This is a genomic window from Serratia proteamaculans, from assembly GCF_013337185.1.
GTDB lineage: Bacteria > Pseudomonadota > Gammaproteobacteria > Enterobacterales > Enterobacteriaceae > Serratia > Serratia proteamaculans_D.
The window spans coordinates 145169-163018 of sequence record NZ_SWDE01000005.1 but is presented as its reverse complement, the minus strand read 5'-3'; the positions used below and the strand labels follow the sequence as shown (position 1 = coordinate 163018).

The following is a 17850-nucleotide window of genomic DNA, read 5'->3' as shown; positions in this document are numbered from 1 at the left end:
GTCAGATAATGAAGAAAATTGCTGTAATTTTAGGAACGCGGCCAGAAGCGATCAAATATGGCCCGGTGATTAATGCTTTAAAAAATGATAAACGCTTTGAAGTGTTTGTTATTTCTACCGGTCAGCATAAAGAAATGCTGGATGATGCGTTGGCCGTGTTCGGTATTCAGCCGGATTACAATCTGCAGGTGATGCAACCGGGGCAAACGCTGGCGCATATTACGTCGCGAATTACTGACGGTTTGGCCAAGTTGCTGCCACAACTGAAGCCGGATGCGCTCACGGTGCATGGCGATACTGGCACCACATTGGCTGCTGCACTATCGGGTTTCCACCACCATATTCCGGTGATTCATATTGAGGCTGGGCTGCGCAGTGGCAATATTAGTTCCCCGTTTCCTGAAGAGGGTAACAGAAAGCTGGTTGCGCAGATTGCTTCGCTGCATTTGGCACCCACGCCGGGCAATGCCGCCAACCTGATTCGTGAAGGTATTGCAGAGAACCGCATTGTGATCACTGGAAATACCGTGGTGGACGCCTTGCTTTGGGCAATTGACCAGCCAGCCCCTTCAGACATTGGGTTGCTTGCGGAGCTGCAGCAGGATACGCGAAAAATTATATTGGCTTCAGCCCACCGGCGCGAGGCATGGGAGAAGATCCCTGAGATCGCCGATGCGATTAAGCAGATCGCCCAGCGTCAGGACGTACGGGTAGTGATCCCGATGCACAAGAACCCGATTGTTCGACAGGCTTTCCAAAGTGCTCTGGTCGATATCGACAATGTCGATCTGATCGAGCCGTTGAACTACCTGGACTTCTGCCGTCTGATGAACCGTGCGGACGTTATTCTTTCCGACAGCAGCGGAGCTGAAGAGGAAGGACCTACGCTCGGTAAACCGACGTTGATTCTGCGCTCGCTCACGGAGCGACCAGAAGCCACTCACTCGGGTTCCGCCATTCTGGTGGGCAATTCGGGTGAGCTGATTATCCACCACGTTAATCGCATTCTCGATAATCTGAACGCGTTCAAAAGCGCCAATATTCAAACGGATCACTATGGCGACGGTTTGGCGACGCAGCGGGTTATTGGTGCGATGGCCAACTTTTTCGGGCTTGGCCCGGCTGTTCAGCCATTCTATTGCGGCTGTGAGATGAAACCGGAACGCTATTTCGTTACCAGCGCTGCCTGATATGCGAGGAAAGAGTATGGATCTGACGGCAGTTCGTTCGCGGGACACCCATTTTTCTCATCCAGCGTTGCCAAGCTGGTTATTGGCTGCAGGTGAAAAACGATATTTGAAAGGGCGCGGTCTGGTGGTGAATTTTAATCCACAGGTGATCCGGCTTAATAACTCTCAGGACACACAATTGGCGGCGTTCTCATCTGTGATTCGTTGCAATGAGTTCATTACTCCGGCATTGAGCTGCCTGTTGTTTGAGTTGCCGGAAACGCTGGAGGCGGATGGAAACATCTTCTGGGAACAGCAGGAACGCTACCCTGGATCGCGCTATTGTGGGGCCCAGACCGATGTGGATTTTTTTCGCTCTCCGCAGGATGAGATTGCAGAGCTGTATTTTCCCCCCCAAAAACTGACGGTCAGCAGCGATGCTGTCTACGACAATCAAGGCTTCAGTTTATGTGCCAATCTGTGGTTTGCCGACGCAGGCACTCACTGTGGTATACACAACGAACATTCGTTTATTGAGTTACATACTCAGGTTCTGGGTATTGGCCGCATGCAGACTTTCCAAAATGAAGCGGAAACATCACTTTGCGAAGATCTGATATTGGCTCCAGGGGCAACGACTTCACAGGCATTTTGCCGAATCAGCAATCAGCAATACAGCTACCCCTTCCACCAATACTATGCCGACACACCCAGTGTGTGGCTGGCTTTGGAATATCATCCGTTATCCAATGATGAGGCAAAAAATGTCTGATAATGAGCGCAACACACCCTTGATCATCCCTGAATTCACCAAGGAAGTCGTGGCTAAAAATTTGCGTGACGGCTATTGGCTGGAAGCGGCTGATTTAAATCAGGATGGGAAAACGGATCTGTTTGGCTATGGCCTGACCTTGGGTGAACTTTATTGGTATGAAAACCCGGAATGGAAAAAACACCTTATAGTCGACAAAATCAAGATGCCGGTAGGGGCTGATTATGCAGACATCAGTGGTAATGGTTATCCTGACGCCATTGTTTGTTATGAGCTCTATGGGCCAATAGGAACTATTCACGATCCTGACACCGCCGGTGGAAAGATAGACTGGATTGAGAATCCAGGCGCTGATTTAAGCAAAGGGGAGCGTTGGAAAAGGCATTATGTTGGTAGAACGACCGGGATGCATCGCCTGCGGGCGGGTTATTTTACTCAAAGCGAAAAGATCGAAATCCTGGGCTTTCCGATTGTTGCCAAAGAAGATGTTCATGCCGTGTTGCCGGTGGTGTTGTTTACCCAGCCGGATGATGTGCTTAACGCCGATGAATGGCAGATGACGGTTATTGACGACAGTAGTTTTCGCATGATCCACGGTGCGGAGAAGAAAAGGGGGTTGATACCCGGTTCAACCCGAGATTCAGTGGTACTGGCTTCTGACGAAGGGGTCACTTGGCTTTATTTTGACGAACAGGAACTGGTATGGCGTCGGGTGCTGATTGGGGCTGGGGAACTGACTCAGTTCGAAAAAACCGGCTTTAAAGGCAGCGGTGATATGGATGTTGGACGCATCGGCAATGATCCTTTCAGCTATGTTGCAGCGATAGAACCTTTTCATGGCAATACCGTCGCCGTGTATTACAAACAGGACGATGCTCAGCCACAAGATGCGCAATGGCAGCGTGTGTTGTTGGATATTTATGGGGATCCTAATGAGAATGGTGAAGGTCCTGGGCACCAGGTGGTCTGTGCCGATTTTGACGGCGATGGTGAGGACGAGTTTATTATTGGTCTGCGCGGCCCTTGGCCTTGGCAGGGAGTTTTTTATTACAAGGCTATCGATATCAGCAAGGGCATTTTTGCCAAATGGCGTATTTCCGACGAGTCCGTGGCGCGTATCGCTATTGCTGACTTCAAGAACCGTGGCAAAATTGATTTCGCCACTATCGCTTACTCCGTGCCGAATTATTATGTAGCTAAAGATGCCAAAATCGTCGTTCATTACAACGAAATTCCATTATTGAACCAGCGTTGAGCTGCGAACCAATCTCTGGAAAATAATGCCGGGCATCGCCCGGCACCTTATGATTCCCCCGAATAAGCGCCAGCCGTTCCCACATCAGCTCAATAAAATTCTCCGGCAACTTTTTCGCTGCCTAGCCTGAATCGGCGGGTAGCGATTGGCAGTCATTGGGCTGCCCCTGAGAGCATTTAACTTCTATAATCGCAGCTTGGATAACCGTGAAATCAGGAGTGAGCATGCCTTCCAGGGCGATAATCAAATGGACCAAACGGCTGACGATAGTGATTGTCACCGTACTGCTCACGCTGTTTGCGGTACGTATTTACGATACTCAGAGCGGCCCGACGCTGGAACCCTGGCACACTTTTATACCGCACGAGCTGTCGGCAGCCGAGCTGGACAAGGCCGACTGGCAGGGCTATCTGACCGCAGAGAGCCGGGTGTTTGATGAGGTGAAGGCTAACGTCACGGACAAACTCTCCGCCAGCGAACGTATTCCGCTCAACCGCTACTTTGACGGCAGCCCGATATACCCGGAGCACTTCGCCCACGACTGGAACCGTTCCTATGAACTGCTGCCACAGGGCGAACCGCGTGGCGCGGTGGTGCTGTTGCACGGCCTGACCGACTCCCCTTACAGCCTGCGCCACATTGCCGAGAACTACCGGCAGCAGGGATATGTGGCGGTCGGTATTCGCCTGCCTGCGCACGGTACGGTACCGGGTGCGTTGACCGATATTGAATGGCAAGACTGGTTGGCGGCGACACGTTTAGCCGTGCGCGAGGCGCGCAGCAAAGCCGGGGGCGATAAGCCGCTGCATATTGTTGGCTTTTCCAACGGCGGTGCGCTGGCGATGAAGTACGCGCTGGATGCATTGGACGATCCGCAATTGGCGACACCACAACGACTGGTGCTGATCTCACCGATGATCGGCGTGACCAGCTTTGCTCGTTTCGCCGGTATTGCCGGTTGGCCCGCAGTGTTCCCGGCGTTTGCCAAAGCCGCCTGGCTCGGGGTACTGCCGGAATTTAACCCTTTCAAATACAACTCGTTCCCGGTGAACGGAGCGCGTCAGTCTTATCTGCTCAGTAATGGTCTGCAACAGCAAATTGCCCGTGCGGCGCGTGACGGCAAGCTGGATAAATTAGCGCCGATACTGACGTTCCAGTCGGCGATGGATTCCACGGTAAGCACCCGGGCGGTGATCCGCGCGTTATACAACGAATTGCCGGCTAACGGCAGCGAACTGGTGCTGTTTGACGTTAATCGTACGGTAAACTTCGGGCCGCTGCTGCGACCAAATGCGGCGGCGGCGGTCAGCCAACTGCTGCCGGCACCGCCACGCCGTTACCAGACCACGGTGATCGCCAACGCCTCGCCGGAAAGCAGCGAAGCGATCGCCAGCGTAACACCCGCCGGGGCAACTATGGCCAGTGAGCAGCCACTGGGCATGACTTATCCAGCGGATATTTATTCGTTGTCTCACGTGGCATTACCGTTCCCGGTGAGCGATTCACTTTATGGTCGTTTTCCGGCGCAGCGTGATGAGTTCGGCATTAGCCTCGGCACCATTGCCGCACGTGGGGAAAGCTCAGTGTTGGTGGTCAGTCTCGATTCGCTATTGCGCATTGCCTCCAACCCGTTTTTCCCTTACCTGCTGCAGCGCATAGATAGCAAACTTTAGGCGAAACCGAGGATGCTAAACGCGTCGTCCTGCGGGTAGTAACCGAGCAGTTGACTGGTTTCCTCCAGCGACAGCCGCTTATAGCGATTATTGGAAACGCCGTGCACCACCGCATGGTGCACGCCTTCAACGCGTAGACAGCGCTCCAGCAGATCGGCGGCATCGCGGTGGCTGAGAAAAGCGCTCATATCGCGGGCGCTGAGCTGCTCACCAGGCTCCAGTGTGGTGAAATTGGCAATGCGTACCGACAGCGCAGAAAGCCCTTCCTGATGGGCAAAGTAGGCGGCGATGCCTTCGCCAAACGCCTTGCTGACGCCGTACATATTTTTCGGTTTTGGTGCGTCCTGCGGCCTAATCTGATAATCCAGCGCATAACCTTCCACCGCCTGCGCACTGCTGGCGAAGACTACGCGCTTACAGCCTGCGTCTTTTGCCGCGCGGAAAATATTGAAGGTACCGAGGATATTGTTATCCATCAGCGAGTGGCAAAAGTCCGCATCAGGAGAGGGATCGGCCGCCAGGTGCAACACGGTATCGATGTCGGTGCAGGCCGCGCGGCAGGCGGCTAAGTCGGCAATGTCGAAGCTGATGATCTCATCATTTGGCTGCAGGTTGGTTAGCAGCCCGAGGTCTTTTTCCGCCAGCCGCAGTTGATAGCGATTTCCCACCGATTGACGGAATGCCGTCGCCACCCGGCCGCCCGCGCCGGTAATCAGAATTCGTCCAAATTCAGTGCGCAAAGTCATGATCTCAACCAGTCCCTAAAGTCCATTCTGTGGAGACCAGTAATAATCCGCCGCGTCAGATTTGTCCAGTATCAAATTAGCATGCCTTATGTTTTAGCCTGCCAGCGGACATTTTTCTCCGACGATTTCGGCCAGAAAATTCATTACCGCGCGCACGGCCGTTGAGCGCGCCAGATCCGGGTAAGTGACCAGCCACAGCTCGCGGGTCGGTGCAGCGATTGACGTGGGCAGTGTAACCATATTTGGGTCGCCATCGGCGACAAACGTCGGTAATACTACCGCACCAAGCCCCGATCGTGCGGCTTCTTGCAGTGAGAACAGGTCGCTGGCCTGAAACACCACCGGACGGCCCTGCAACAGCTGTTGCAGCCACTGTTGATGCGGTTGGTTTTGGTAGTGATGATCGTAGGCGATAAAGGCCCGCGCCGCCTCCGGCAGGGCAGCGTGCTGTGGTGCGGCATACAACGCGTAGCGCATCATGCCAATGCGCTGCACCAGCAGGTCCGGTTGTTGTGGGCGCACCATACGCACTGCCACTTCGGCATCACCGCGATCGAGTTCGGCGATCGCCGATTCGCCTGAGAGCACCAGCGTAATATGTGGAAAAGTCTGGTGAAATTGCGCAATCTGCGGGGCGATAACCCGCGCGGCAATCGACGGCGGGGCGCTGATACGCACCTGAGTTTGCGGTGTTTCACCAATGCTGCGCGCATGGCGGATAATGGCGTGGCTTTGGTTTTCGATGTCGCTCGCCAGGCCGGCAATCACCTTTCCGTCCTGCGTCAGCGGCGTGCTGCGCGGCAGACGAAGGATCAGCGGCACGCCGAGTGCCTTCTCCAGTGCCGCCACCCGTCGACCTACCGTGGCGTGATCGCAGCCCAGTTCCCGTGCCGCTGCCGACAATGAACCGGTGCGTGCCAGCACCACGAAGTGTTTTAAATCCTGCCAATCGAACATCAGTGAATTCCTGCACAGTATTGCCGCGAGTTTACGGAATATTCACACAGACAGGGACGTGATTCAATAGCGCTATCTTTGTCACCAGGTTGAATTATTCAATTAGGATATCTTATGAATTTGCATCTGCAGGGGCGTATCGCGCTGGTGACCGGCGCCAGCGAAGGGATCGGTGCCGGTATGGTGCGGGTCTTGGCGGCGCAGGGCGTGATTGTGGTGGCGACAGCCCGCCGGGCAGATCGTTTGCAGGCTCTGGCGGACGAAGTTGAACAAGCCGGTGGCATTCGGCCCTGTGCAATCGCGGCGGATATCACCAATGCGCAAGCGCTCGAGGGCATGCTGTCGCAGGTGATGCAGCGTTTCGGGACCATTGATATTGTGATTAATGCGGTCGGCGGTGCCCGCCCGACGTCACTGAGCGAAGGCGATGCCGGTTGGGAAGAGGCGTTTGCCCTGAACTTTACACCGGCGCGTCGGATAACCCATGCGTTGCTGCCCCGCATGCAGGCTCAGGGCTGGGGACGCGTGATTAACATCAGCGGCTCGATGGAGCCGCGTAGCCTGAATGCCGCCACCGCCGCCAAAGGGGCATTGCATCTGTGGGCCAAGGGGCTGGCAGGCGAAGTGGCGGCGCAAGGGATTACCGTCAATACGCTGCAGCCTGGGCGGATTAATAGCGAACAGGTGCGTGAAAAACTGCACCCGACCGAGGCCGCGCGCCAGGCGTTTATCAAACAGAATATCCCGATTGGCTACTTTGGCGAGCCGGAGGATATGGCCTATCTGGCCGCGTTTCTTTGTTCTCCACTAGCGCGCTATATCACCGGGGCGGTGATCCCGGTAGATGGTGGTATGCATTATTTTGCGCACTGAAGTCGTTGTCGGCTATGCCGCATCGCTTTCCCGGTAGCGCTGGCGGGCATGTTCAAACCAGCTTGCCGGGACGTTATGCGGTGGCAATTGCAGCCTTTCCAGCCCCTTTTCGACAATATGATGCGCCTGCTGCCATAAGGTAGGGTCACCTTCGGTCAACACTTCCAGCAGCCGCTGTTTTTCGATCAGGTAGGTTTGGGCGAAATGACTGTCATAGTCGAGCAGTGAACGGGTGTTGTCGATCAGGTCCGCCAGCTTGATGGTTTTGGCCTGCGGTGAAGCGCTGGCGCTGTGGCGGCGATCGCGATTTTTACGCTCGAAACGGTTGCCGTCCCCGCTGCCGCTGACGTTGGTCAGCATCGCCACCAGACTGGCGACCTGTGGGCCAAAATGGCTTTCGATATCACCCAGGGTCGTAGGCGTATCTTCTACCGTATCGTGCAGCCAGGCGGCGGCCAGCATTTCTTCGCTGTGTGGCACGCTGCTGACGATTTCCATCACCGCCTGCGGGTGAACAATGTAGGGGTCATTAGTGTATTTGCGGCGCTGATCGATGGCCGCATGCGCCTTGGTGGCGTAGCGGCGCGCGCGTTCTGTCAGAGTGTCTGTCATGTCCTTTCCCTCCACACAGCACCTCGCTGTGGCATCCCCTGCTTTTAACAAGGTAGCATATTGTCTAAAAAATAGTTTGCGATTACATCGTGCACTATCTATATTCAGAACATGAAAATCGAAAACACCGAACAACCGACAGCGAAAAACCTGCTGCTGCTCGACCAGCAACTTTGCTTTGCCCTGTACTCCGCCAACCTGGCGCTGAACAAGGTGTACCGCAAACTGCTGAGCCAGCTTGATATCACCTATCCGCAATATCTGGTGATGCTGGTGCTGTGGGAGCGGGACGAAATCAGGGTCACGGACATTGGCGAACGGCTATTTCTCGATTCCGCCACCCTGACCCCCCTGCTGAAACGGCTGGAGACCGCCGGCTTGTTAGCGCGTTATCGCGCCACTGTCGATGAGCGGCAGGTGATTATTGCGTTAACCGACGCCGGTCGCGCTCTGCGAGATAAAGCGCAGTCGGTGCCGGAAGCGGTAATGTGCGCTACCGATTGCAGCCTCGACGAAATCGTCAATATCAAGCAGCAGTTGGAAAAGCTGCGCGGCAAGCTGATCAACCAGCTTTGATACCCAGTGCCGGACGCAGGATCGGCACGGGTGGACTACACTGGAAGTAAGCAGTAAATATATAGCGTGCTATTTAATCGTGAAAGATATACCAATGACGACGTTCCGCCAGCAGGAATTGCCGTCTTGCCTCCAACCAGAAAGAAGGAATGATGTATGTCGATTGAAAAAGTTGTGTACCGTGCTCATGCCACCGCAACCGGTGGCCGCGATGGCCGTGCGACCTCATCTGACGGCGTGTTGGATGTCAAACTGGGCGTGCCGAAAGAAATGGGCGGCGCGGGCGGTGAAGTCACCAACCCGGAACAGTTGTTTGCTGCCGGTTATTCGGCCTGCTTCCTCGGCGCACTGAAGTTTGTCGCGGCGAAAGAAAAAGTGAAGATCCCGGCCGAAGCCAAAATTGACGGCACCGTCGGTATCGGCGAAATCCCCAACGGCTTCGGTATCGAAGTGCAGCTGGATATCTCTCTGCCGGGCATCGAGCGCAGCGTGGCGGAAGACCTGGTGAAAAAAGCCCACGTGGTCTGCCCTTATTCCAACGCCACCCGTGGCAATATTGATGTGACGCTGAACGTTAAGTAAGTTTTTCGCCAATATCACGGAATAAATGGAGGGTTCAGCCCTCCATTTCTCGCCTCGTCACCCTTTATCCCTTGCACAAAAAATGGCAAAAATGGTTATTTTGTGAGAATTCTCTTGATTCTTACCCCCAAAATAGCGCTTATTGCCGATCGGCTGAACCTGCAGCCGCATCGAATGTCTGACTGACTTCAGAACTGTTAAAGCCCCCGGAGCCACCGCGTTACATGAACAAAGTTAAATCGCTATCACAGCAGAATTTATCGTTATTGTTAGCGATCTATATCGGCATATTTCTGAACCTTTCCGTTTTCTATCGTCGCTTTGATTCGTTTTCGCACGGCATTCAGGGGATTAAGGTTATTTCTGCGGTAACCGAGGTTATCGCCATCGTTCTGTTCACCTTCTTTATTATGCGGCTGGTTTCGCTCGGCGGCCGGCTGTTCTACCGCATCACGGCCTCGCTCTTGGTGCTGATTTCCGTGGCTGCCAGCTATTACATGACGTTTTTCAACGTGGTGATCGGCTACGGCATCGTGGTGTCGGTGATGACCACCGATGTTGACCTGTCGAAAGAAGTGGTCGGCATGCACTTTGTGCTGTGGATGGTGGTGCTCAGTGCATTGCCGCTGCTTTGCATCTGGAAAAACAACCTGCGTTATACCCTGATCGAGCAACTGAAAACGCCCGGACACCGGATCAAACCGCTGGTGGTGCTGGTGGCGGTAGTGGCGCTGGTCTGGGTGCCGCTGCGTATGCTGGATAACGAGCAAAGCGCGCAGGAAAAAATCACCAATGTGGACTTGCCAAGCTACGGTGGCGTGGTCGCGCATTCCTATTTGCCATCCAATTGGCTGTCGGCGTTGGGGCTGTTTGCCTACACCCGTTATGACGAAAGTCAGGATCAGGCCAATTTGTTCGACCCGGCCAAGAACTTTACCTATGTAGCCCCAGCCGATATTGATGACACCTACGTGGTATTTATCATTGGCGAAACCACCCGCTGGGATCACATGGGCATTCTCGGCTACGACCGTGACACCACGCCGCGGCTGTCCAAAGAGAAAAATCTGGTGGCGTTCCGCGGCACGTCTTGTGATACCGCCACCAAACTGTCGTTGCGCTGTATGTTCGTGCGGGAAGGCGGCACGGCAGATAACCCGCAACGGACGCTGAAAGAGCAAAACGTGTTCGCGGTAATGAAAGATCTGGGCTTCACCTCCGAGCTGTTCGCCATGCAGAGTGAGGTTTGGTTCTATAACAATACCGAAGTGAACAACTATTCGTTCCGCGAGATGATCGCCTCCGAAAAGCGCAACGACGGCAAATCGGTTGACGATATGCTGCTGGTGGATGAAATGAAGGAGTCGCTGGCCCGTTATCCCAAGGGCAAGCATCTGGTGATCCTGCACACCAAAGGCTCACATTATCTCTATTCCCAACGTTATCCACGCAGCTACGCGCGCTATCAGCCGGAGTGTATCGGCGTTGACGATTTCTGCTCCAAGGATCAGTTGGTTAACGCCTTCGATAACTCGGTGCTGTATACCGACAGCTTTATCGCCAATGTGATTGACCAGGTGCGCGAGAAGAAGGCCATTGTGTTCTATTCTTCCGATCACGGCGAATCGATAGGCGAGAACTCACACCTGCATGGTACGCCGCGTGAAATGGCACCGGTGGAGCAGTTCCGCGTGCCAATGATGGTATGGGCGTCCGACAAGTTCCTGGAAGACCCACAGCATCGCAGTGCTTTCGAGCAATTGCAGGCGCAGCAGCGGGTTGGCAAGACCCACCGCCATGTTGAGCTGTTCGATACCATTCTCGGTTGTCTCGGCTATACCTCGCCGAACGGTGGCATCGTGGCGAAAAACAACTGGTGTAATATTCCGCAGGAAAAAGCGGCGCCGGCTCAGCTGTAACCTCTCCCATACCGGGCGCATTGCGCCCGGTAAAATCCGTTAATACCTTCCCTTCATCAACTAATCCGGCCCAGGCTTGCGGTATACTTGCGCACTTTCCCCCTCGGACCGGAGATTTCCATGACCTTGCGCGTGGCGTTTATTGACGATCATGACATTGTGCGATCGGGCTTTGTGCAACTGTTGTCGCTGGAGCCGGATATTCAGGTGGTCGGCGAGTTCAGCAGTGCGGCTCAGGCACGTGCCGGTCTGCCCGGGCTGGAGGCGGAAATCTGCATCTGTGATATTTCGATGCCGGACGGCAGTGGACTGGATCTGCTGGCGGATATTCCCTCGGGTATTCGGGTGGTGATGCTGTCAATGCATGACAACCCGGCGCTGGTGGAGCTGGCGCTGGAGCGCGGTGCCTGCGGGTTCTTGTCCAAACGCTGCAAGCCGGAGGATTTGATCACCGCGGTGCGCACCGTCGCCAGCGGCGGCGTGTATCTGATGCCTGAAATCGCCCAGCAACTGGCGCGGGTGAAGGTGGATCCACTGACCCGCCGCGAACGCGAAATCGCACTGTTATTGGCGCAAGGGCAGGAGGTGCGGGAGATTGCCGCTGCGCTGGGGTTGTCTCCTAAAACGGTGCACGTGCATCGCGCCAATCTGTTCGCCAAGCTGGGTATCAATAACAACGTCGAACTGGCGAAGCGGATGCTGAACCTGTGATGCAACGCCTGATCACCCAACTGGCGTTGTTCTTTATCTATGCCACCAGTGCGTTTTGCCTGTGGGGCATTGGCACCGCGCTGATCGACCCGCCGTGGCAGGCGCTGTTACTGTTCCCGTTTGGTCTGCGTATGGGCATTCTGCTGCAAAGCCCTTACCGTTTCTGGCCGGGCATTCTGCTGGCCGACCTGTTGCTGATGGTGGTGCTGGCCGATCAGTTCGGTTACGGGCCGGCACTCTGGGCTTCGGTGGTGGTACTGGTGCTGACGGTGTTGCTCAGCCTGGTGGCTTCCCCCTGGCTGCTGCGGCATCAGGAAAATGACAGCGAATGGCAATGGCCATTGATGCAGGGCGCGGTGGTTGCGGTGGCCGCGTTGCTGCAGGCGTTGGTGTGGCAGTTGGTGAATGGTGAGGGTGCTCGAGCGCTATTGCTGGGGTTGGCGGGCGGATTCACTATTGCCCCGACCTGTCTGCTGCTGTGGCACTACCTGGCGCGGCAGATCTGGGTGCCGCTCGAACCGGGCCTGATCCATAAGCCAGTGACGCTACGGTTGCGCCATCTGGCCAGCTATTTACTGCTGTTTGCGCTCAGCATCTGGCTGCAACAGCAGGTCAATGCCGCCGAGCTGCGCCGCTTTGCCCCCTTCTGTCTGGCCATTCCGATTGTCTTTATGTCCTATCGCTATGGCTGGCAGGGCGCGCTGTTGGCAACTTTGCTCAATGGTGTAGTACTGGTGGCCAACGAGCCGCCACAACCTGAATCACACCGTGATTTGCTGCTGTCGCTGCTGGCCCAGAGCCTGACCGGTCTGTTGCTCGGCGCAGGTATTCAACGCCAGCGCGAGCTGAACCAGCAACTGCGGCTGCGGCTGACGGAAAACCGCCAACTGGCGCGTGCGCTGGTCACGGCAGAAGAACAGACCCGGCGCGAGGTGGCGCGGGAGTTGCACGACGAGGTCGGTCAAACCATCACCGTGATCCGCACCCAGGCCAGTATTATCAAACGGTTGGCACCACAGCCGCAGGTTATGGGCTGCGCCGAGGCGATAGATACCCTGGCGCTGCGGGTGTATGACGGCGTGCATGATGTGCTGACCCAGCTGTGGCCGGCTGCGCTGAATAATTTGCCGCTGTCGGCGGCGGTGGCGGCGATGCTGCGTGAATCATTACCGCAGGATACGTCGCTGGTGAGCGTGATGCAGTGGCAGGTGCCGGATGAACTGCTGGATGAGACGTTGAAAATTACGCTGTATCGAGTGTGTCAGGAAGGGGTGACCAATGTCTGTCGTCACGCCGGCGCCAGCCGGATTGAGCTGGATGCACGTCTCCGTCAGCGCAAAGGGCAGTTGCCGCAGGTGTTGCTGACCATTCGCGATAACGGCGTGGGTATCGATCTGGCCCATCATGAGCCGGGCTATGGTCTGCGCGGCATGCAGGAACGCATCAGCGCATTGGGCGGCCGCCTGCGACTGACATCGGAGAAGGGCACCTGTTTGAATGTGATCTTACCCACAGTTTCACCGGCGGAAGGGCCAAACTAGGAAATACTCCTAGCCGCGTCGGGAATCCGGCGTAAGTCATTTCCGCGCGCGCGCAGCATGATAGCGGCACTTTTCATATTCTCTGAGGTTTCACATGTGGTCTTTCCTTAAAAGCCGCGACGATGTGCCGCCGGTGACCGATCAAAAACAGATCGATGCCAGCTATAAATACTGGCGCATCCAGCTGATGTGGACGATGTACATCGGCTATGCCGCGTTTTACTTCACGCGCAAAAGCTTCAACTTCATTATGCCGGCGATGCTGAGCGATCTTGGCCTGACAATGTCTGACGTCGGCATCCTCGGTACGCTGTTCTACATCACTTACGGCTGCTCGAAATTTATCTCAGGCATGATCAGCGATCGTTCCAACCCGCGCTATTTTATGGGGTTGGGCCTGATTATGACCGGCATACTCAATATCTTCTTCGGCCTCAGTTCTTCGCTGCTGATGCTGGGGACGCTGTGGATCCTCAACGCCTTCTTCCAGGGCTGGGGCTGGCCGCCATGTTCAAAAATCCTCACCAGTTGGTACTCGCGTTCCGAACGCGGCAGTTGGTGGGCGATCTGGAATACCTCGCATAACTTTGGCGGTGCACTAATCCCGCTGCTGGTTGGCTTTATCTCGCTGCACTTCAGCTGGCGCTACGGCATGATTATTCCGGGCATTATCGGCGTGGTGTTGGGTCTGTTGATGTGTTGGCGCCTGCGTGACAAACCGTCCACCATGGGCCTGCCTAGCGTGGGGAAATGGCGTAACGACGCCATGGAGCTGGTGCAGGAATCGGAAGGCCAGGGGCTGACCAACCGCGAAATCATCAAGCGCTACGTGTTGACCAACAAGTACATCTGGTTGTTGGCGGTATCCTACGTGCTGGTGTACATCGTACGTACGGCGATTAACGACTGGGGCAACCTGTACCTGACCCAGGAAAAGGGCTATTCGCTGATGACCGCCAACTCGGCGATCTCGCTGTTCGAAGTGGGCGGCTTTATTGGTTCGCTGGTGGCCGGTTGGGGTTCTGACAAGCTGTTCCGCGGTAATCGTGGGCCAATGAATCTGATCTTTGCCATCGGCATCTTCCTGTCGGTTGCGGCGCTGTGGATCATGCCGGGCGTCACCTTCCTGCTGCAGGCCGCCTGCTTCTTTGCTATCGGCTTCTTTATCTTTGGTCCGCAGATGCTGATCGGCATGGCGGCGGCGGAATGTTCGCACAAGGATGCTGCCGGGGCGGCAACCGGCTTTGTCGGCCTGTTTGCTTACCTGGGGGCGGCGCTGTCCGGCTACCCGATTGCCCGCATCATGGAAATCTGGCACTGGAACGGTTTCTTCGTAGTGATCTCGATCGCCGCCTGTTTGTCCGCGCTGTTCCTGTTGCCGTTCTTGCGCGCTCAATCACCGGCGCTGAAAACGGCGAAGGCATGATGAAAAAGCGCGCTGCAGGCTGCTGCAGCGCGCTTTATGCCGTTTTTATCACCACTTGATTGGCCGGGGTAAGAAAGTGATTGACGCGTAATATCGTCAGCAGTAAGATGCGCCCCGCATCGGCGAGTAGCGCAGCTTGGTAGCGCAACTGGTTTGGGACCAGTGGGTCGGAGGTTCGAATCCTCTCTCGCCGACCACATTCAAGAAAACCTGCTTTTTACAGCAGGTTTTTTTTCGTCTGTCATTCAGGCGGCTTTGCCAGTGACGAAGTCAAAATGGATTTCGTCGTACGAGAAGATAATCTTCGAGCCTTTCTTATCTAACACTCCGGCATTCAGCAGCGCCTGGACATCCGTATGTACGGCTTTGAAATCCCGATTGACTCGTCTGGAGAGTTCGCGGATTGACATTGCTTCTGCTCCGGACATCTCCTCGAGCAGAGTCATCCGGTTGTTGTTCAGCAGTACATAGGTTAACGTTTTGACATCCGGGAATATCAGCCTGCTGCCCATATCCGCGCCGGATAATGCTTTGGACAAATCGATTTTAAGCCCGTCGATCGCCTGTTGGACAGGCATGACACTGACCATTAGAGTGCGCATTTCGGCCTCCTCAGCTGGTTCACTTCCGTAACGAAATCATCAACCAGCTTATTGATATCAATAAACTCTATCGGGACCTCGGCTACGCCGAGATGCTTGTGATCGCCTTTACCCGCTTCATTGTCATAGCGCAATAGGCATTCATCCTTTACCACATAGGCCAAACGATACTTGTACCTGTGGTTACTGCCTCTGACCGAGGGGGTGACATCCCAGACAACCAGACTAAGCAAACTGCTTGTATCGAGCCAAATGCGCCGCTTCATGACCAGTGTTGCCGGCATTGAACATTCCTTGTTGAAGTTTACGCTACCACCAATAATAATTTGATGTCAACGATGACATCAAAACCATGACAAATATTTATCCTTTCCCTGAATTTAATTCACTCTCCTTATTCCCCCGGCCGTGGGTTATGCATTATTAAATTAATTCATTGTTGCCAACTAAAACCCGGTTGATGGCGCTATTGTTTTAATGATTATTTTATCTATAGTCTGAATACACGAGATGGGAATGATAGATTTCCATCTCGTGGGAAAGATTAATGCTTATTTATTCATTTTAACCGGCCTAGATTATTGCGGAATTATTCTTGTCCGACAATCGGCGGCCGTCATTAAATATTTTATGTTTATCCTCTCGGAATAAAGGAATCAGTTATGCGCAAATTTAATAAACCGTTGTTGGCGTTGCTGATCGGCAGCACGCTGTGCTCTGCGGCGCAGGCCGCCGCACCGGGCAAGCCTACGCTGGCCTGGGGCAATACCAAGTTCGCCATTGTCGAAGTCGATCAAGCGGCGACGGCTTATAATAACCTGGTGAAGGTAAAAGATGCCGCCGACGTTTCTGTTTCATGGAATTTATGGAATGGCGATACCGGTACCACGGCAAAAGTATTATTAAATGGCAAAGAAGTCTGGACCGGTGCCTCAACCGGCGCTTCGGGTACGGCAAACTTTAAGGTTAATAAAGGCGGCCGTTATCAAATGCAGGTGGCGTTATGTAATGCCGACGGTTGTACCGCCAGCGATGCCACTGAAATTGTCGTGGCAGATACTGATGGCAGTCATTTGGCACCGTTAAAAGAACCTCTGCTGGAAAAGAATAAACCTTATAAACAAGACTCCGGCAAAGTGGTCGGTTCTTATTTTGTTGAATGGGGCGTCTACGGCCGCAATTTCACCGTTGATAAACTGCCGGCGCAGAACCTGACGCATCTGTTGTATGGCTTTATTCCAATCTGCGGCGGTGACGGCATCAACGACAGCCTGAAAGAGATCGAAGGCAGTTTCCAGGCGCTGCAACGTTCTTGCCAGGGCCGTGAAGATTTCAAGGTGTCGATCCACGATCCGTTCGCCGCGTTGCAAAAAGGGCAAAAAGGCGTGACCGCCTGGGATGACCCCTACAAAGGCAACTTTGGTCAGTTGATGGCGCTGAAGCAGGCGCGTCCAGACCTGAAAATTCTGCCTTCGATTGGCGGCTGGACCTTGTCCGATCCGTTCTTCTTTATGGGAGACAAGGCCAAGCGGGATCGCTTCGTCGGCTCGGTGAAAGAGTTCCTGCAAACCTGGAAGTTCTTTGACGGCGTGGATATCGACTGGGAATTCCCGGGCGGGCAGGGCGCTAACCCGAAACTGGGCAGTGCGCAGGATGGGGCGACCTATGTGCAATTGATGAAAGAGCTGCGGGCGATGCTCGATCAGCTTTCCGCAGAAACCGGTCGCAAGTATGAACTGACCTCTGCGATCAGCGCCGGCAAGGACAAAATCGACAAGGTGGACTACAACACTGCGCAGAACTCGATGGATCACATCTTCCTGATGAGCTACGACTTTTATGGCGCGTTCGATCTGAAAAATCTGGGCCATCAGACGGCACTGAAAGCGCCGTCCTGGAAACCGGATACGGCATATACCACGGTGAATGGCGTCAACGCGCTGCTGACGCAGGGCGTGAAGCCAGGAAAAATCGTGGTGGGCACTGCCATGTACGGCCGCGGCTGGACCGGTGTTAACGGCTACCAGAACAACATTCCGTTTACCGGCACCGCGACCGGCCCGGTGAAAGGCACCTGGGAAAATGGCATCGTTGATTACCGCCAAATCGCCAATGAGTTTATGAGCGGTGAATGGCAGTACAGCTACGACACCACGGCCGAAGCGCCTTATGTGTTCAAACCTTCCACCGGCGACCTGATCACCTTCGACGATGCGCGCTCGGTGCAGGCGAAGGGCAAGTATGTGCTGGATAAGCAGTTGGGCGGATTGTTCTCCTGGGAAATTGACGCTGATAACGGCGATATTCTGAACAATATGAACAGCAGCCTGGGCAACAGCGCCGGCACGCAATAAATCGGTTGTAGCACGTTGCCGGGGGATATCCTTTTGCCCCCGGCTTTTTAACAGACGAAAGTTTTTTTACGATGAATAGATT

Annotated in this window: 17 protein-coding genes and 1 tRNA gene; 13 read left to right on the top strand and 5 right to left on the bottom strand. The window is 54.7% G+C overall.

The window, feature by feature from the left end; genetic code table 11:
- Positions 1-8 precede the first annotated feature (8 nt).
- From wecB to FCL49_RS19125, 4 genes are all read left to right on the top strand, one after another.
- The gene (wecB, locus tag FCL49_RS19140) at positions 9-1190 is read left to right on the top strand and encodes a non-hydrolyzing UDP-N-acetylglucosamine 2-epimerase (RefSeq protein WP_174354751.1); all 1182 of its coding nucleotides are present in this window, start codon (positions 9-11) and stop codon (positions 1188-1190) included.
- A gap of 16 nt (positions 1191-1206) precedes the next feature.
- Complete coding sequence (locus tag FCL49_RS19135) at positions 1207-1941, top strand: hypothetical protein (RefSeq protein ID WP_174354750.1); 735 nt, start codon at positions 1207-1209, stop codon at positions 1939-1941.
- Positions 1934-3196 carry an FG-GAP repeat domain-containing protein gene (locus FCL49_RS19130; protein ID WP_174354749.1) on the top strand — a complete coding sequence of 421 codons (1263 nt, stop codon included), beginning with the start codon at positions 1934-1936 and terminating at the stop codon, positions 3194-3196. The genes FCL49_RS19135 and FCL49_RS19130 overlap by 8 nt, the downstream gene beginning before the upstream one ends.
- Positions 3197-3420: 224 nt before the next feature.
- Positions 3421-4869 (top strand): alpha/beta hydrolase, encoded by a 1449-nt coding sequence (locus FCL49_RS19125; protein WP_174354748.1) that lies wholly within the window; start codon positions 3421-3423, stop codon positions 4867-4869.
- On the opposite strand, the gene FCL49_RS19120 is transcribed toward FCL49_RS19125, so the two are convergent.
- Positions 4866-5615 (bottom strand): NAD-dependent epimerase/dehydratase family protein, encoded by a 750-nt coding sequence (locus tag FCL49_RS19120; RefSeq protein ID WP_174354747.1) that lies wholly within the window; start codon positions 5613-5615, stop codon positions 4866-4868. The genes FCL49_RS19125 and FCL49_RS19120 overlap by 4 nt on opposite strands.
- Before the next feature lie 93 nt (positions 5616-5708).
- Positions 5709-6572, bottom strand: coding sequence for a LysR family transcriptional regulator (locus FCL49_RS19115; RefSeq protein WP_174354746.1), 864 nt, complete (start codon positions 6570-6572; stop codon positions 5709-5711).
- A 114-nt stretch (positions 6573-6686) separates the two neighbouring features.
- On the opposite strand from FCL49_RS19115, the gene FCL49_RS19110 reads away from it, so the two are divergent.
- A complete protein-coding gene (locus tag FCL49_RS19110) occupies positions 6687-7445 on the top strand; it encodes an SDR family NAD(P)-dependent oxidoreductase (protein ID WP_174354745.1) in 759 nt (252 codons plus the stop codon).
- Positions 7446-7457: 12 nt separating this feature from the next.
- Here the strand turns inward: FCL49_RS19110 and FCL49_RS19105 are convergent, their stop codons facing one another.
- Entirely contained in the window at positions 7458-8057 is a 600-nt protein-coding gene (locus FCL49_RS19105) for an HD domain-containing protein (RefSeq protein WP_174354744.1), read from the bottom strand.
- Positions 8058-8168: 111 nt separating this feature from the next.
- On the opposite strand from FCL49_RS19105, the gene FCL49_RS19100 reads away from it, so the two are divergent.
- The 7 genes from FCL49_RS19100 (at position 8169) to FCL49_RS19070 (ending at position 15009) form a co-directional block, all read left to right on the top strand.
- Positions 8169-8633, top strand: a complete 465-nt coding sequence (locus tag FCL49_RS19100) for a MarR family winged helix-turn-helix transcriptional regulator (RefSeq protein ID WP_174354743.1) — start codon at positions 8169-8171, stop codon at positions 8631-8633.
- A 156-nt stretch (positions 8634-8789) separates the two neighbouring features.
- On the top strand, positions 8790-9215 hold the full coding sequence (locus tag FCL49_RS19095) for an organic hydroperoxide resistance protein (protein ID WP_004934114.1): 426 nt from the start codon (positions 8790-8792) through the stop codon (positions 9213-9215).
- 224 nt (positions 9216-9439) lie between these two features.
- Complete coding sequence (gene eptB, locus FCL49_RS19090) at positions 9440-11134, top strand: kdo(2)-lipid A phosphoethanolamine 7''-transferase (RefSeq protein WP_174354742.1); 1695 nt, start codon at positions 9440-9442, stop codon at positions 11132-11134.
- A 120-nt stretch (positions 11135-11254) separates the two neighbouring features.
- Entirely contained in the window at positions 11255-11845 is a 591-nt protein-coding gene (gene uhpA / locus FCL49_RS19085) for a transcriptional regulator UhpA (protein WP_017891232.1), read from the top strand.
- Positions 11845-13386, top strand: coding sequence for a signal transduction histidine-protein kinase/phosphatase UhpB (gene uhpB, locus FCL49_RS19080; RefSeq protein ID WP_174354741.1), 1542 nt, complete (start codon positions 11845-11847; stop codon positions 13384-13386). The genes uhpA and uhpB overlap by 1 nt, the downstream gene beginning before the upstream one ends.
- Positions 13387-13480: 94 nt before the next feature.
- Positions 13481-14812, top strand: coding sequence for an MFS transporter (locus FCL49_RS19075; RefSeq protein WP_012004606.1), 1332 nt, complete (start codon positions 13481-13483; stop codon positions 14810-14812).
- Positions 14813-14932: 120 nt separating this feature from the next.
- Positions 14933-15009, top strand: a tRNA-Pro gene (locus FCL49_RS19070).
- 48 nt (positions 15010-15057) lie between these two features.
- Here the strand turns inward: FCL49_RS19070 and FCL49_RS19065 are convergent.
- Together FCL49_RS19065 and FCL49_RS19060 are read right to left on the bottom strand one after the other, a co-directional pair.
- Positions 15058-15414 (bottom strand): HVO_A0114 family putative DNA-binding protein, encoded by a 357-nt coding sequence (locus tag FCL49_RS19065; protein ID WP_174354740.1) that lies wholly within the window; start codon positions 15412-15414, stop codon positions 15058-15060.
- Entirely contained in the window at positions 15402-15698 is a 297-nt protein-coding gene (locus FCL49_RS19060; protein WP_174354739.1) for a toxin-antitoxin system TumE family protein, read from the bottom strand. The genes FCL49_RS19065 and FCL49_RS19060 overlap by 13 nt, the downstream gene beginning before the upstream one ends.
- 378 nt (positions 15699-16076) lie before the next feature.
- Here FCL49_RS19060 and FCL49_RS19055 point away from each other — a divergent pair, with 378 nt between their 5' ends.
- Complete coding sequence (locus tag FCL49_RS19055) at positions 16077-17768, top strand: glycosyl hydrolase family 18 protein (RefSeq protein WP_174354738.1); 1692 nt, start codon at positions 16077-16079, stop codon at positions 17766-17768.
- The last annotated feature ends 82 nt before the right edge of the window (positions 17769-17850 follow it).

Excerpts from the sequence above, each read along its gene's own strand:
- wecB (WP_174354751.1), top strand. The coding sequence starts at position 9 with ATGAAGAAAATTGCTGTAATTTTAGGAACGCGGCCAGAAGCGATCAAA.
- FCL49_RS19135 (WP_174354750.1), top strand. The coding sequence starts at position 1,207 with ATGGATCTGACGGCAGTTCGTTCGCGGGACACCCATTTTTCTCATCCA.
- FCL49_RS19130 (WP_174354749.1), top strand. The coding sequence starts at position 1,934 with ATGTCTGATAATGAGCGCAACACACCCTTGATCATCCCTGAATTCACC.
- FCL49_RS19125 (WP_174354748.1), top strand. The coding sequence starts at position 3,421 with ATGCCTTCCAGGGCGATAATCAAATGGACCAAACGGCTGACGATAGTG.
- FCL49_RS19120 (WP_174354747.1), bottom strand. The coding sequence starts at position 5,615 with ATGACTTTGCGCACTGAATTTGGACGAATTCTGATTACCGGCGCGGGC.
- FCL49_RS19115 (WP_174354746.1), bottom strand. The coding sequence starts at position 6,572 with ATGTTCGATTGGCAGGATTTAAAACACTTCGTGGTGCTGGCACGCACC.
- FCL49_RS19110 (WP_174354745.1), top strand. The coding sequence starts at position 6,687 with ATGAATTTGCATCTGCAGGGGCGTATCGCGCTGGTGACCGGCGCCAGC.
- FCL49_RS19105 (WP_174354744.1), bottom strand. The coding sequence starts at position 8,057 with ATGACAGACACTCTGACAGAACGCGCGCGCCGCTACGCCACCAAGGCG.
- FCL49_RS19100 (WP_174354743.1), top strand. The coding sequence starts at position 8,169 with ATGAAAATCGAAAACACCGAACAACCGACAGCGAAAAACCTGCTGCTG.
- FCL49_RS19095 (WP_004934114.1), top strand. The coding sequence starts at position 8,790 with ATGTCGATTGAAAAAGTTGTGTACCGTGCTCATGCCACCGCAACCGGT.
- eptB (WP_174354742.1), top strand. The coding sequence starts at position 9,440 with ATGAACAAAGTTAAATCGCTATCACAGCAGAATTTATCGTTATTGTTA.
- uhpA (WP_017891232.1), top strand. The coding sequence starts at position 11,255 with ATGACCTTGCGCGTGGCGTTTATTGACGATCATGACATTGTGCGATCG.
- uhpB (WP_174354741.1), top strand. The coding sequence starts at position 11,845 with ATGCAACGCCTGATCACCCAACTGGCGTTGTTCTTTATCTATGCCACC.
- FCL49_RS19075 (WP_012004606.1), top strand. The coding sequence starts at position 13,481 with ATGTGGTCTTTCCTTAAAAGCCGCGACGATGTGCCGCCGGTGACCGAT.
- FCL49_RS19065 (WP_174354740.1), bottom strand. The coding sequence starts at position 15,414 with ATGCGCACTCTAATGGTCAGTGTCATGCCTGTCCAACAGGCGATCGAC.
- FCL49_RS19060 (WP_174354739.1), bottom strand. The coding sequence starts at position 15,698 with ATGCCGGCAACACTGGTCATGAAGCGGCGCATTTGGCTCGATACAAGC.
- FCL49_RS19055 (WP_174354738.1), top strand. The coding sequence starts at position 16,077 with ATGCGCAAATTTAATAAACCGTTGTTGGCGTTGCTGATCGGCAGCACG.